Source organism: Streptomyces sp. NPDC048197 (assembly GCF_043202395.1).
Taxonomy (GTDB): Bacteria; Actinomycetota; Actinomycetes; order Streptomycetales; family Streptomycetaceae; genus Streptomyces; species Streptomyces siderophoricus.
The window spans coordinates 127,769-141,682 of sequence record NZ_JBIDAJ010000019.1; the positions used below are offsets into that span (position 1 = coordinate 127,769).

Here is a 13,914-nt window from a genome sequence, read left to right on the forward strand (position 1 = left end):
GACACGACATGGTTTCGAGCCGGCGCGGGCACCCCGCCCCTGAACCTCTTGGTACCGCTGGCCATGGCGGCGCTGTTCGCCGGGGCCTGGCTGTTGACCTGCCGGTGGGCGCCCCCCGTCGAGCGGCTACCGACTACCGCCCTGCCCCGTAAGGTGATTCCGGGCAGACTAGGGCCAATTCGCCGCGACTGGGGGCTGGTTGACGCCGTCTTGGGCTGGCATCCTCTCGCTTGGCAGTCAGGATGGCTGGACTTGGTCGAAGAGGGCGAGGGCTTCGGCGGGATCCGGGCTCACGAGGCGTTCCAGACCGGCCATCGTGATCTCTGCCCACCGGCCTGCCCGTGCCCACATCTGTTCCTCGAAGGCGCGGACGGCCTCGTCCAGATCTCCAGGACCGGCGGCGATGGCCTCGGCGAGTTCGGCACCTTCCAGCATCGCGAGGTTCGCGCCCACCCCCAATGGGGGCATCAGGTGGGCGGCGTCGCCCAGTAGCGTCACCCCGGGGACGTGGGGCCAAGTGTGGGACACGGGCAGGACGTAGAAGGGGCGGTGGACGAAAGCGGTGCCGTGGCGGAGGAGGTCGAGGACGGGAGCGGCCCAGCCGTCGAACAGGGCCAGCAGGCTCGATCGCACGGCCTCGACGTCGGCCAGGTCCAGTTTCGTGTGCCAGTCCAGCAGCGCGCGGAACTTGGCGTACACCTTGACGTGGCCGCCGCTGTTGCGCTGAGCGCCGAGGGAGCAGTTCACGCCGTACGCAGCGACGGAACCGTCGCCGATCAACCGGGCGAGGTCGGGGTGGCGGGTGTCGGCGTCGTCGAGGGAGGCCTCGACCGAGGTGACGCCGGTGTAGTGCGGCGTCACCGACGAGACCGCAGGGCGGATCCGGGACCAGGCGCCGTCCGCGCCGACTACGAGGTCGAATGTCTCCTGTCGCCCGTCCTCGAAGTGGACCCGCACGCCGTCCCCGGCCCCCGGCACCACCTGGGTTACGCCGCTCCCCCACTGGACATCCAGGGTCCCGAGCAGCAGATCGCGGAGTTGCCCGCGGTCGATCTCGGGGTTCGCCCGCTCGTCCGGACCGGGTCGCCAGTCACGCAGGACGGTGCCGTCCGCGTCCAGGATGCGCATGGCCTGCCCCTCGGGACGGGACAGCGCCTGGAACTCCGCCAGCAGCCCTGCCTTCTCCAGCGCGAGCTGGCCCAGCCCTTCGTGCAGGTCCAGCGTGCCGCCCGGGGGTCGGGCGTCGGGGGCGGGATCACGTTCGAGGACGGTGACGGGGTGATCGTGGCGGTGCAGGACGCGGGCGAAGGTAAGGCCGGCCGGTCCGCTCCCGACCACAGCGATGCGATGTCTCATACCGATACACTGTATTGATGAAAGACGCTGTATCGCAAAAGTAGGGTGTGACCATGACTGTCTGGGACCGGCCGGAGCCGCCGACTCGCCCCGTGCCGCTCGACCGGGAACGGATCGTCGCCGCCGCCATCGCGCTGGCCGACGAGGGTGGGCTTGAGGCGGTGTCGTTGCGCAAGGTCGCCGCCCGACTGAACGCCGGCCCGATGCGGCTGTACGGATACATCTCCACCAAGGAGGAGCTGTTCGACCTCATGGTGGACGAGGTCCAGGCCGAGATCCTCCCCGAGGAGCAGGCCGGTGACTGGCGGGAGGCGCTGCGCATCCTCGCCCACCGCACCAGGCAGGCCGCTCTCCGTCACGAATGGCTGGCCGACCTCCTCGGCGGCCGCCCGGCCCTGGGCCCGAACGGCCTCGCCGTGACCGAGGCCACGCTGGCCGCCCTCGACGGCCTCGCCGACATCGACACCGTGATGCGCGCCGTGGAGACTGTCAGCGCCTACTTCACCGGCGCGATCAGGCGCGAGATCGCGAACCTGCGGGCCGAGCGCACCACGAGCCTGTCCAAGCGCGACTGGCAGCGCGCCTCCGGTCCGCATGTGACGAGAATGTTGGCCACGGGCCGCTTCCCGGCGCTGGCCAAGGCCGTGCACGACGGCACGGACGTGGACGCCGAGACGTCCTTCGCGACCGGCCTGGACTGGGTCCTCGACGCCGTGGCCGCCAAACTCCCCCGGCCGCCGGCGTGACGCTCAGCTCTTGCCGAGTGTGAGCGAGGTCCGGGGCGGGGGTCGGGGTCGGTGTCCGCGCACCGTGCGGGCTTGCGCCGCCACCACTTCATGACGTTGGTGCTGCCATCGGGCGTCGCGAACGTCCGCTTCCGGAGACGAACTGCAGTAGGTGACGGGTCGAGCGGCAGGGTCGAGCGGCAGGGTCGAGCGGCAGGGTCGATCGACGCCTACCTCGCCGCCGCGGGCACCGGCCCGGACTGATGAACTTTCCCAGCCCGTCCGCGAGCCGCACCAGCATCCCGCTGATGCCCACGACCGTGTGCACCGCGCCGGCCAAGCGAACCCGGTCGCCGGGCCGGACCACGGGAGGCAGCCGGGACTGCGCTCACAGAACCCGCCCCGCCGGTTCGACCACGCTGTCAGGCCCCAACGCCCCCCTATCCAGGTCGACATGGGGGAGCTGGGCCAGTGCATGTGGTAGAGGACGGGCAGCACTTCCGGCCGGTCACCGACCCGTCCCGCCCCCGCGAACAGCGCCTCCAGAGCAGCAAACACCTGCTTCCAGAGCGGCAAACACCGCCAGCAGGCCCGTCACAACTCCGGCCGGTAGTGGCGTGGCTGGCGGTAGCCCGCCAGCCACTTCACGTTCGCCAGCAGCACCGCATCCACCGCCCCGACCCGCGCCAACCGCCATCCGGCCAGCTCACAGGCCCGCGCGGTCGCCGCGAATGCCTCCGCCTCATCCGGCTCGACGCGGTCGTCCGGACGGACGTCGACCACCAGGCCCTCCCCGTCCGTCTGGCCCTCCCCGTCCGCGTGGCGGGCGAAGAAGTCCGGCACGTGCCCGCGCCGCCTCCGGCGGGTGGGCCAGAACAGCCGGAACGGCTGGACGGCCAGTCCCATCATTCGCGGATCGAAGTCCAGCAGCATCGCGTGGTGTCGCTCAAGCTGCGACTCCACCAGCAGCGGGCCCCGCATCGGCGCGGCCGAGCACTGCCGTGTCACCGACTTCTGCCCCGCATACGTCCGCACCGTACGAACCGGCGGCAGCCGCCCGAACGGCTCCGCCCAGCACTCGGCCGGCCCGACCCGACGGCGTACACCGTCGACATCGACGTACTCGACCTCGAACCTCTCGGGCCCCACCGGCAAGACACCACGACACCCCCTCGGCGCTGTACTGATGCTGATCACGCAGGAGCCGCAGCAACAGCCCAACAGCAACAGCAACAGCAACAGCAACAGCAACTATGGCCAGGGAAACCGCCCAAACCGCCCTCCCGGGCGAAAGCCAGGTGAGACGGAACGGCCTCGCGTACACGAACCGCGGAGACCCACCAGGCCGACGGACAAGATCCAGTGAGACTCGCCGCTGTTCGCCGTCATTCAATGGAGGTGTTTGGCAGCGAATCCAGTCGTTCAGGCTTCCTTCTCAGCGGGCCTGGTCGCTCTTCGGTCCGATGCCTTTGACCCTGGTCGGAGTTCCGTCCGGGGCGAACGAGTGGTGGAAGCTGAAGGCGTGCGGCGTGGAGCCCTGGTCGTGGAGGTGCTCCAGTCTGGAAACCCCGTCCTGCCACGTGGGTATCACGCCGTCGGAGACCCACCAGAACACGTAACTCGGGTGTTCTGTCTTCTCGAACCAGTCGTAACGCCTGTTCAGCGCCGCACGGTGCAGGCCGGTGTAGACGGCGTCGAAGGCGGGGCGCAGGTCGGTCCAGAGTGAGAGGGTCGTGGCCAGGGCGGTGGTTTCCACCGTACGGCCCTTGCCGTACCAGGTCGGTACGGCGAACTCTCCCCATGTACCCCAGTCCGCCTCGAAGAGCGCGCCCCGGTCAACGTCTGTCACTTCAGCATGAGCGAGGTATCCGGGCTGCTGACTGATCTTCCGGTAGACGGCCTCACCAATGTCGTAGAACTCGCGCGTGAGAGGTGCGGGATCGGCGAGAGGTGACTTCAGGACGCCGAATGTGTACAGAGCAAGATGGGGCATGCGTCTCTCCCTGGTTGGGGGTGCCTGGTGTGGACCCTGTTCGGTGGTTACGCACGGGGGCGAGGATTCGTGGGGCGTGACCAACTCGTCCCATCGCGGGTGGCTCAGCCTGAAGGAACCCCCGCGCGACCGTGGGCGACCGCCGAAGACCAGGTGAAGGTAGCTTCCTCTGCGGGCCATGTCGAAGTTGCGTTTTCTCTGAGCAAGTGGCTTCTGGCATAGGCCCTTGTGGGAGCCGGGGCGGTGGCGCTGCCTGCCGTCGTGGAAGTCCGCATCGGCCCAGCAAATCCCCGTGAGAAAGAGACGGGATCACATGAACGATGGCAATCCCTTGAGTTCTGTCGTCAAAGCTCACACCCACGCCCGTGCCGGCGGACAGCGCGGCGCCCTGACACTTCACCCACCTCGCCGGCAGGCCGGCGGCTTGGTCATGCGATCATGCGATCGATTCTCGATCGACCGGTGCACAATCAACTGATCAGACAGCCGAGCGATCGAGCCATCAGGCATCGGGCATTGGGCATTGGGCTTGGGCTTGGGCATCGAGCGAGAACGGGAGTGCGGCGTGAACGGGGCTGGGGGGCAGGACGGGTCGTCCGTGTCCGACGAGGAGTGGGAGCGGTTCCTCCGTGAATCGGTGAAGGGTGTGGCTGGGGCACCCGTGGAGCCGTCGGCGCGCGCCCGTGAGGTGGAGCGGCGGTTGCGGGAGCGCTCGGGGCAACCGGAGGGCTGGCGTACGCACTCACCGGCCCGGCCCCGGCGCAGGACAGGCTGGTACGTGACCGGGCTGGTGGCGGCCGTGGTCCTGGTGGTCGTGGGGCTCTTCCCGCAGGAGGTCGTCGGCTGGTTCGGTGGCGACGGCGGCGGTCAGGAAGGGGCTCCGCTGGCCGCCGAGTCAAAACGCCCGCGGGAAGCGCCCGGCGCCGAGCCGCATCTGCGCCCCACCCTCGCCGAGCCCTTCCGGGGTTCGCCTGCCGCCCACTGGGCCGACGGAGCGGCAGGAATCACGGTGCCAACGGCCAAGGCGACCGGCTGGATGGACGCCGGCGAGGTCGAGCGGGCACTGCGGCAGAGTCGGGACTTCCTGGTGGCCGCGGGGCTCGACTCCCGCGTGCTGCGCGGCGAGCGGCCCACGAAGGCGATCGCACTGTTGAACCCGCACCAGAAGGACGTCCAGGAGTATCTCCGCACCTCCCTGTCGTCGGCGGCGCCCGGTGCCAAGACCAACCCGCTGCTGTTGTTCAGCCGCTTCCGGCCGGAGCAGGCCCGGCTGGTCGGTGACGTGGTCAAGACGCGCGGTCGGCTCACGTATCGGGAAGGGAAGCGGGGAGCGGTCCAGGTGACGGCGGACGTCACCTTTGTGTACCCGGTGACCCCGGCGGGCGACAGCGGGCCGAACGCCGAGGTCGTCCGTACGATCGTGCGACGCGAGGTGGTGATGAACTGGGACGACCCGGCCAAGGTCATCACCGAGCCGGGCACGATGTCCCTCGTTTCGTACGCGCTCGACATGACCAACGGCGGCTGCTCCGGCCCGACCGGCTACTTCGTGCCGCCCTTCGGCACGGCCGACGAGCAACGCGCCGACGATGCCCATCAGGTCGATCCGTACGACCGCAGCAAGCCGATCGACACGAGCAACGGCACGACGTCCGAGGGCAAGGGCAAGGGCTGCTCGACCGCCACCCGCTCCTAGTCCATGCCCGTCAAAGACCAGGCCTACATCAGGCGTGATGCGAAGGTGACGGCTGCTTCGTAGGACTCGGCGGTCTTGTCGTAGCGGGTGGCGTGGCCATGCCCCGCCACTGCCTGAGGCGGTGGGCAGGGCCCCTGGTGAGGGCCCTGCCCCCGCCACTGCCGGGCTTCAGGACGCGGAAGGTCTCGGCGAAAACGGCGGGCGTTACACGGACCTCGGAGGCCAACCGGCGTGGACGAGGATCAGGTGGTGGCCAACAGCAGACTCTCCCCGCTTGACGGGCGAAGGCCGTCGGTCCGGTCGGCGAAGTAGCGCTCGGCGAGCGCAGCCCCCGGTACGTGCCTGGCGTCTTTGAAGCCGGCTTCGCGCGCCAGTGCCAGCATCTCCTGCGGGGTGTAGAAGCTGATGAACGGCGTTCCAGACGCTCGCGCGCCTTCCTCGCTCGCCCGGAGGCCGCGGCGGTCGGCTTCGTCGACGAGTTCGGTCGGCAGCAGGAAGGTCATGGCGAGTGTGGAGCCGGGCGCAAGTGCGGCAATCTGGCGCAGGGTGGCAGCGGTGGCGTCCTTGGTGAGGTACATGGTGACGCCGGTGGAGACGATGACCGCTGGTCGGCCGGGATCGAAGCCGGCGATGGACAGCTGCTCGGACCAGGACGCGCCGGCCTCGAAGTCGACCGGTACCAGGTGCAGCCAGTCAGGGATGTCGTAGCCGAGTTCGGCCAGGCGGTGGCGCTTCCATGCCTGGGTGCCGGGCTGGTCGACCTCGAAGATCTGCAGGCGGGAGGCGAGCTCCGGCTTGCGTTGGGCGAAGGTGTCCAGGCCGGCCCCCAGAACGACGTACTGGGTCACGCCCCGGTCGGCCTGCTCAGCGATCAGGTTCTCGATGAAACGAGCGCGGGCAACGATGGCTGCCCGGAACCCCCTGGTGGCCTGCGGATCCATGTCCGGGCGGTCGCGCCAGTCATCGCTGGGGGCCACCAGCTGCAGGCCGATCTCGTCCTCGACCACATGCGGGGGTGGGTCGACTTGGAGGTGCAATGCCCGCCAGAGGGCGGTTCGCACCGCGGTGTTGTCCGGTGCCTCTATCTGCTCGTGCGCCATGATGTTCCCCCTTCGTCGCAGTCAGTTCTTGGCGGGAGCCTGAAGGCTCCACAGACGCCCGTCGGGATCGCGGACGGTCATCTCCTGGGTCCCGTAATGGGTTTCCTCGAACGGCGTGACCACCTCGACGACAGGGTCGGGACGGAACGCGTCTGCGGTCGGCGCTTTCAGCACGATCCGCGTCTGAGGCTCCTGGTCCTCGGGAACCTCGGCGATGAACACGTAGGGACCATCGCCGTTACGCAGCTGGCCGGAGCTGTGGTCCGTCGCGAACTCCAGCGTGTAGCCCAGCTCCTGGAAGAACTTTGCCGCCTTGCCCCAGTTGTGCGTCGTCAGGAAGACGGCCTCGATTCCTTCGGTCGTCATGTCAGGTCTCCTTCTTGGGTGGATGCTGTTGATTCCCGTGGTCATCGTCGAGGTAGGCGCGCAGCGCTTCGGCGACGAGCGCCGACAACGACATGCCCGACTCGATCGCGCGGTACTTGACCTGCTTGATCAGCCCCATCGGCAGGTACACGTTGAACTGCTTGACTCCCTCATCACTCACAAGTGAATGCTAGCATCCTAGCAAGCTAGATCACCATGTGCACCGATACGGCAATGCAACCCCCGAGCCGGTTCAGCACAACCGCGATGTACCGCCGGTCGAATCCCCGCAGGTCGTGGCAGCCGACATGCGCACCGACCGTCACCCGCTGGCGCGCGGCGAGGGCGCACGACGAGCGCGCACATGCGCGCCTTGGTGTCGGGGTCACCCGCGTGGAAGCGACGGGCGTAAGCGTGCGCTGCGCTGGTCTTTCGCCAGCCGTCGGAAGATGCTTGCGCCGTTTGGACAACTGTCGGTCCGTGGGGCAGCGCCCGGTCTTCCTCGGCGCGAGTGTGCCTGGACGGTCAGGGCGCGGCCACGGAGTTCCCGTTGTCCGCAAGGCCACGGGCCGCCGTGGAGACGACGACGGTGTTGGCGGTGACGATGACTGCGATGGCCAACCAGGAGGCAGCGTCGAGGTGCTGGCCCAGAACGATGAGGCCGATCAGCGCGGCAAAGACGGGATTGACGCTCATGAAGACGCCGAAGAAGTGCGGCGGCACCCGGCGCAGCGCCAGCAGGTCGGACACGAACGGTACGGCCGAGGAGAGGACTCCGGCTGCCAGCGCGCGGACCAACGCTTCCGGTGTCGGCGTGTGGTGCCAGAGCACCCACGCGCCCACTGGCAGGTACAGGCCACCGGAGACGAGCGCTGCGGCGGCCGAGCCTTCCAGGCCGGGCAGTCGGGTGCCGACGGTGCGGTTGCACAGGATGTAGCAGCCCCAGCAGACCGCGGCCAACAAGGCGAGGCCGATGCCCAGGTAGTCGGTGGACGGTGTGGGGCGTGCGAGTACGACCACCGCTCCCCCGGCGGCGAGGGCGGCGACGAGGTCGAGTCGGCGTCGTGAGCCGGTGAGGACCACGGTCAGGGGGCCCAGGAATTCGAGCGTGACGGCCAGTCCGAGGCCGATCCGTTCGATGGCCGTGTACAGCGACAGATTCATGCCTGCGAACACCAGCGCCAGGCCCAGTACCGGACGCCACTGCGCCGCGGTGAAGCTGCGGAGCCGCGGCCGGCCGGCCGCCCCGAGCACGGCGGCGGCCACCCACTGGCGTACGGCCACCACCCCTGCCGGGCCGATCACGGGGAAGGCGAGCGCGGCGAGAGCCGCTCCCGACTGGTTGGACAGTCCGCTGCCCAACATCAGCGCGATTCCGCCCCATCGATCCTCTCGTCGGCCGGAACCAGGCACATCCACGGGGTGCGAGGAGACGGGAGTGGCGTCGAGGGGGACAGGGGAGGGCGCAGATTTCATGCCCCAACAATGAGTGCTCGGCCTACATACATGAAGTGCAATCTCTGCGCGATCCATACGGTGGGCGTATGGATCGTCCAGGAGTGGGGATCGGCCCGCTCCCCTGCCCACGGGGACGCTCTCGGAGGCGGCACCCCGTGGGCGCCGCGAACAACGCAGCCCGAGAGCCAGCTCGAACCCGGCCTCGCCGTCGCGCAGATTCGCCGTGATCTCCGCTTCGCCCTGGTGATCTCCGCGATCCGGTCGAGCTCGCGCGCTTCAGGCGGTCGCGTAGAGGCGGGTCACGGCATCGATCAGGTCGCCGAGCCCATGGGGACGGTGGTCACGCCACCAGGCGAGCGCGACGGGAATGCGCGGGCCGTCCTTGATGCGGCGATAGGTCACGCCGGGACGCGGGTGATGGTGCGCCGTGGCCTCGGCGGTGGTCCCCACCCCGCGTCCGGCGGCGATGATGTCGAGCCAGCCGTCGACGTCGGTGGACCGAATGAACCGCGGCTGATGGTCGGTGCCTGTCCACAGCTCACCGCTGGTGGTCCCGACCCGGGGATCGATGACCACGGTGCGGTCCGCGATCTCGGCCATGCTCACCTGGCGGCGACGCGACCACTGCGGATCATCCGAAGCGAAGGCGACCAGCCGGCGTTCCAGTCCCACCACGAGGGAGTCGAACCGCTTCTCGTCGACCGCGCGTCGCACGATCGCCACATCGCACAGGCCCTCGGCCAGGCCCGCGGTCGGCGAGTTGTGCCGGACAAGCTCCAACGTCGTTTCGGCGTGCCCTTGTGCCCATTCTCGTTGCAGGGGCGTGGTGTGCTGCCCCAGAGCCGCCCAGGCGTATCCCAGCCGCAGGACACCGTGGCGCGAGGCGAGGAATTCGGTGAACCTCGCGGCCTCGGCCAGCACCCGGCGGGCCTGTGGCAGCACCTGCTGTCCGGTGCTGGTCAGCTCGCATCCCCGCGGCAGGCGACGCAACAGCCTTTCGCCAACGCTCTTCTCCAGGCCGGCGATGGTGCGCGAGACCGCCGCCTGTGAGACGAACAACTGCGCGGCGGCCTCGGTGAACGACCCCGCATCGGCGGCGGTGACGAAGAACCGCAGCTCTCGAAGGTCCCAATCCATAAGCAAAGCGTATAGCGCGAGCTGTCGCTGAGAGGCGGCCCGTGCCGCGGCGCGCGAGCCGTCGCCGCTGATCACGCCGGCGCCGCTGGGCGCCGCCGGCGATCACGTAGCACCGTCCAGGCCGGGAGATCCACTCGTGCGGGGCCGTCAACTCTGGGGTGTGATGCCCAAGGAATGGATGAGCTGAACCAGTTCTTCGCGGAAGAGCTTTTCCGGGCTGAGGGCCTGGGTCTGCAGGTGGCCGTAGATCTCCAATGACACCAGGCCGTGCAGGTGGCTCCAGATGCGCAGGGCAAGAGCCACGGCGGCCGGGGGCAGGTCGGGGAAGGCCGGGCGGACCTTGTCCAGCAGACCGGGGTCGAAGTCGGTCCATGCGAAGTCGCTGTCGCCGTAACGGGGTTCGGCGTGCGGCCAGGCCGCGGCCGCGAGGGCGGTGATCCCAGTGCAGACACGGTGGGCGGCTTCGGGGGCGGCGCCGCCCTCGGGGGGCCGGTAGCCGGGGACCGGGTCGCCGTAGATGAGGCGGAAGCCTTCCGGGTTGGCCAGCGCCCAGCTCCTGAAGGCGCCGGCCCATGCCTCGATCCGGGCGGCCGGATCCTCGGCGGGTGCGGCGTCCCAGGCAGCGTCCACGGTGTCGGCCAGTGCGGTGTAGACGTCGTTGATCAGCGTGGTGACCAGGTCGTCGCGGGTGGCGAAGTAGCCGTAGATGGCGTTGGCCGTCATCCCCATCTCGCGCGCGATGGCCCGCAGCGTGATCGCGTCGGGCCCGCCCGAGGCCATCAACTCCAGCGCGACCTCCTTGATCTCGGCGGTTGTTTCGGCCCGCAGTCGCGCACGGCGCCCCTTGGTGTTTCCCACGCTTCCCATGACTGCTCACTCTACAGCGTCCTTTTATTGTGCTCCGTATCCAAACTTCACGGCGTATAGTTTCTGCATGCCGCGAAGGGGCGGCAGCGTGAGCAGCTATCAAGGGGAGAGCCATGCACATCGGAGTCATCGGGGCCACGGGCGGCATCGGCAGTCGCGTCGTCACCGAAGCCCTCGAACGGGGGCACCACGTCACGGCCTTCAGTCGCGAGGCCATGCGGATCGACGACGACCGGAAGAACGTCGTCTGGAAGAGCATCGACGTTCTCGACGCCGACAGCGTCGCCGCCGCCATACCCGGCCTGGACGTGCTGATCAGCGGATTCCAGCCCGGAAACGCCGCCAAAGACATCGCCGACACCGTGGCCCGCTCGATCGCCGATCCCACGGCGTACGCCACCGCCGCGCGAGCACTCCTGAAAGCGTTGGAGAGTCACCCACGGACCCGGCTCATCGTCATCGGCGGCGCCGGCAGCCTTGAGATCGCACCCGGTGTCGTACGGGCCGACTCCGACGAACTCCTGCACGAGGCCCTGGACGCGATCGGCCTGCCGAGGGAGTACGCCGCCGCGGTGCGCGGGCACCGGGACGCCCTGAACGTCCTGCGCACCTCCAACCGGCTGTGGACCTACTTCAGCCCCGCGGAGGACATCGCGCCAGGTGAGCGGACGGGCCGGTTCAGGCTAGGCGGCGACCAGCCGGTCCTCGACGCGGACGGGCGCAGCCGGATCTCCATGGAGGACGCAGCCGTCGCCCTCGTCGACGAGGCTGAGCTGCCGCGCTTCGTCCAACGCCGCTTCACGATCGGCTACTGACCGAGGTCGGCGGACCAACGCGGCAGCTGCCGGGCGGCTGACCCTGCAAGCGCGCCGCCGTGCCGGTAGGACCGCATACCCGCCGTGGCGCGTTCGGCATCCCCATGGGGAAGTCCATGAACTTCTCCATGGGGAATATCGTGACCCACCACAGCCTGTCTGCCACAACACATGCCGCGCCGGTTCGGGCGAAGTCTGGGATGAGGCCTGGCGTGACCTGTCGGCACGTTCACCGGGCCGATGGCCTGGAAGGCACCGAGCCATTCGCGGCACGCGCGTGCAGGGCCGCGAAGTGGTCGAGGAACAGACCGTGAACGAACATGTAGCCGCCGCCGACCCGGCGGAGCAGGATCCGGTCGCTCGCGTACTGCAGGAACCGCACCCACCTCAGGGGGATGCGGCCCTGTAGCGCCAGCATCACCCGCAGGGTGTAGTGGTGCAGCCAGGCACGTCCTCCGGTGTGCAACGCCGTCAGGACGAACAGGGAGCTGCCGCACGTCAGCCCATCGATCAAGCCGAACAGCAGCGTCATCCGTGCCCCGAACGCCACTCCTGCCAGGATGCCGATGGCCGTACCTCCGGGCAGACCCACGGCGACAGCGTTCCTCAGAGAGCGACGCATTCCTTCATTCGGACTGATACGGGCCTCGCGAAGTTGCGGCGACACCCCACCGACCACCACGTAGAAGGTGATCGGCAAGGCCATGAAGAAGGCCGCAAAGATCACCGTGGTGGTCGGGCCCCACACGTGCATGATGGTCCCAACGGTGGCTGAGAGCGCAATGCCCCACGGCAGGGCCGAGCGCAGTTGCCGGCCGGCGTTCTGCCGCAGGGAGTGCAACGACCAAGAGATGCTCTCGGCTGGACGGATGGTTTTGTCGAACGCAAAAACGCAGACCAGCCCCCCGATCGCTGCCCCTGTGAGCCAGCCCGTCGACATGCCCGCCACATAGACGTCGTTCCCCAAGCCGAAGAGTCTGGCACCGAGGGTGTTGGCGTGGTCGATTGCGTACCCGGTCGCAAGAGCCATCGCCACACCGAGGAGAAGAGGGGCGAAGCATGCCGTCACGATCCTCAGCAGCGGGCTCGACAACCACGCAGGCTGCATCCACTCCACGTGGAACACGGTCTGATCGTCCTGGCTCATCTGATGCGCGAGTTCACCGAGCCAGCGGACCACGTGCTCGTCCTCGTAGGCACGACCGGTCGGCCTGCGGCGCAGCGTGTGCTGAATGTAGCTGTCGATCAGGTGTGAACGTCGGTCCGCAACCCGGCCTTCGGCCTCCAGTTCCGCTGCGGACAAGCCCCGATAGACCAGAGAAGCCACATTCAGCAGCAGCGGGGAGGACAGCAGCGACAGCAGCTGACCGTCGTGTTCAATGGCCGTGTGGAGCCCTGCGAGTTGAGCTCCGGCGCCGGCGAGGTGGGCGAGCACCTGGCTTTGCGTCAGGTCCCGGATCAGGACAGCCCTGTTCAGGCGGAGCCGCGAGCCGATGGCTTCGTAGTCCGCGACCCGCGAGCAGACGACGATTTGCAGGGGCCCATTCGCGCTGAGGAAGTCATTGATCGCCCGTACGCAGCCTTCGCGGCGGTCGACTCTGACCTCGTCGAGACCGTCCAGAAGGGGCAGGATCATCTCGTCGTGGAGCCACTGCCGGGCCAGTCTTCGCGGAACGGTGTACCGGCGGTGCAGCTCGTCCTCGAGCCATTGGCCGAGGGGACCTTCGAACTTCGCCCACGAGGAGAGGTTGAAAACGACGGGCATCGGCTGTTCACCGTCGGACTGCGCCCGCTGGAGCAGTTCCGCGGCTGTCTCAAGCAACAACGTCGTCTTGCCGGACCCGGGCATGCCAAGGATCAGCAGCGAGCCTCCGGACTGGTCGAAAACGTCGATGGCGGATGTTCCTGGCGGAAGCGCACGCGGCCGGTCCGGATCGTCGTACACCACTACGTTCCACGGGCGCTCGACGGCGTCCGAGCGGGTCTCCAGCCCCAGCTCGAGCCTCGTCACCACCTCCAGTGACTGGTTCAGGACCCCGTCGATCCAAAAGCTCCGCTGGCGCTGGAGCATCAGTCTCCGGTGCTGCTGGCGAACCGGAGCATCGGGTGCGGGATCCTCCTGCGGCTCGATCCATGCCTGCCATGCCGCAACCCCGAGACACAGCAGTGTCGTGATGCCGAAGGCGGCCCAGGCGAGCGCGGAGTTCTTCACCAGCCAGTCCGGCAGTTGATTGGGCACGAACTCGGTGGCAATCCCCGAGCCGGCACTGGTGCAAGCCAGCGCAACGGCAGCTACCACCCTCGTCCTGCGCGCGGCCACGACAGGCCTACCTGGTGTCCGGCATGTCGAATATCCCCCAGAAAGTACGGTGTTGGGGAGCGGATAGGTATGAGCACCTTC

At 68.5% G+C, this 13,914-nt stretch carries 14 protein-coding genes; 3 read left to right on the forward strand and 11 right to left on the reverse strand.

The window, feature by feature from the left end; genetic code table 11:
- Positions 1-237: 237 nt before the first annotated feature.
- The gene (locus tag ACGF4C_RS24510; protein ID WP_393568956.1) at positions 238-1,356 is read right to left on the reverse strand and encodes an FAD-dependent oxidoreductase; all 1,119 of its coding nucleotides are present in this window, start codon (positions 1,354-1,356) and stop codon (positions 238-240) included.
- Between the two features lie 53 nt (positions 1,357-1,409).
- Between ACGF4C_RS24510 and ACGF4C_RS24515 the strand changes: the two genes are divergently transcribed.
- The gene (locus ACGF4C_RS24515) at positions 1,410-2,102 is read left to right on the forward strand and encodes a TetR/AcrR family transcriptional regulator (RefSeq protein ID WP_393568957.1); all 693 of its coding nucleotides are present in this window, start codon (positions 1,410-1,412) and stop codon (positions 2,100-2,102) included.
- A 573-nt stretch (positions 2,103-2,675) separates the two neighbouring features.
- On the opposite strand, the gene ACGF4C_RS24520 is transcribed toward ACGF4C_RS24515, so the two are convergent.
- Together ACGF4C_RS24520 and ACGF4C_RS24525 are read right to left on the reverse strand one after the other, a co-directional pair.
- A complete protein-coding gene (locus ACGF4C_RS24520; RefSeq protein WP_393568958.1) occupies positions 2,676-3,230 on the reverse strand; it encodes a TnsA-like heteromeric transposase endonuclease subunit in 555 nt (184 codons plus the stop codon).
- 286 nt (positions 3,231-3,516) lie between these two features.
- Complete coding sequence (locus ACGF4C_RS24525) at positions 3,517-4,074, reverse strand: DUF3291 domain-containing protein (protein WP_393568959.1); 558 nt, start codon at positions 4,072-4,074, stop codon at positions 3,517-3,519.
- 598 nt (positions 4,075-4,672) lie between these two features.
- On the opposite strand from ACGF4C_RS24525, the gene ACGF4C_RS24530 reads away from it, so the two are divergent.
- The gene (locus ACGF4C_RS24530; RefSeq protein WP_393568960.1) at positions 4,673-5,770 is read left to right on the forward strand and encodes a hypothetical protein; all 1,098 of its coding nucleotides are present in this window, start codon (positions 4,673-4,675) and stop codon (positions 5,768-5,770) included.
- A 242-nt stretch (positions 5,771-6,012) separates the two neighbouring features.
- Here the strand turns inward: ACGF4C_RS24530 and ACGF4C_RS24535 are convergent, their stop codons facing one another.
- The 7 genes from ACGF4C_RS24535 to ACGF4C_RS24565 form a co-directional block, all read right to left on the reverse strand.
- On the reverse strand, positions 6,013-6,870 hold the full coding sequence (locus ACGF4C_RS24535) for a class I SAM-dependent methyltransferase (protein WP_393568961.1): 858 nt from the start codon (positions 6,868-6,870) through the stop codon (positions 6,013-6,015).
- Positions 6,871-6,891: 21 nt separating this feature from the next.
- Positions 6,892-7,236 carry a VOC family protein gene (locus ACGF4C_RS24540; RefSeq protein WP_393568962.1) on the reverse strand — a complete coding sequence of 115 codons (345 nt, stop codon included), beginning with the start codon at positions 7,234-7,236 and terminating at the stop codon, positions 6,892-6,894.
- Between the two features lies 1 nt (position 7,237).
- A complete protein-coding gene (locus tag ACGF4C_RS24545) occupies positions 7,238-7,417 on the reverse strand; it encodes a CopG family transcriptional regulator (RefSeq protein ID WP_393568963.1) in 180 nt (59 codons plus the stop codon).
- Between the two features lie 25 nt (positions 7,418-7,442).
- Positions 7,443-7,802, reverse strand: a complete 360-nt coding sequence (locus ACGF4C_RS24550) for a LamB/YcsF family protein (protein WP_393568964.1) — start codon at positions 7,800-7,802, stop codon at positions 7,443-7,445.
- Entirely contained in the window at positions 7,762-8,601 is an 840-nt protein-coding gene (locus ACGF4C_RS24555; protein WP_393568965.1) for a DMT family transporter, read from the reverse strand. Before ACGF4C_RS24555 ends, ACGF4C_RS24550 begins: the two co-directional genes overlap by 41 nt.
- Positions 8,602-8,970: 369 nt before the next feature.
- On the reverse strand, positions 8,971-9,906 hold the full coding sequence (locus ACGF4C_RS24560) for a LysR family transcriptional regulator (protein ID WP_393568966.1): 936 nt from the start codon (positions 9,904-9,906) through the stop codon (positions 8,971-8,973).
- A 72-nt stretch (positions 9,907-9,978) separates the two neighbouring features.
- A complete protein-coding gene (locus tag ACGF4C_RS24565; protein ID WP_393568967.1) occupies positions 9,979-10,698 on the reverse strand; it encodes a TetR/AcrR family transcriptional regulator in 720 nt (239 codons plus the stop codon).
- Positions 10,699-10,811: 113 nt separating this feature from the next.
- On the opposite strand from ACGF4C_RS24565, the gene ACGF4C_RS24570 reads away from it, so the two are divergent.
- The gene (locus tag ACGF4C_RS24570; RefSeq protein WP_393568968.1) at positions 10,812-11,513 is read left to right on the forward strand and encodes an NAD(P)-dependent oxidoreductase; all 702 of its coding nucleotides are present in this window, start codon (positions 10,812-10,814) and stop codon (positions 11,511-11,513) included.
- Between the two features lie 229 nt (positions 11,514-11,742).
- Here the strand turns inward: ACGF4C_RS24570 and ACGF4C_RS24575 are convergent, their stop codons facing one another.
- Entirely contained in the window at positions 11,743-13,833 is a 2,091-nt protein-coding gene (locus ACGF4C_RS24575) for an NACHT domain-containing protein (protein ID WP_393568969.1), read from the reverse strand.
- Positions 13,834-13,914 lie beyond the last annotated feature (81 nt).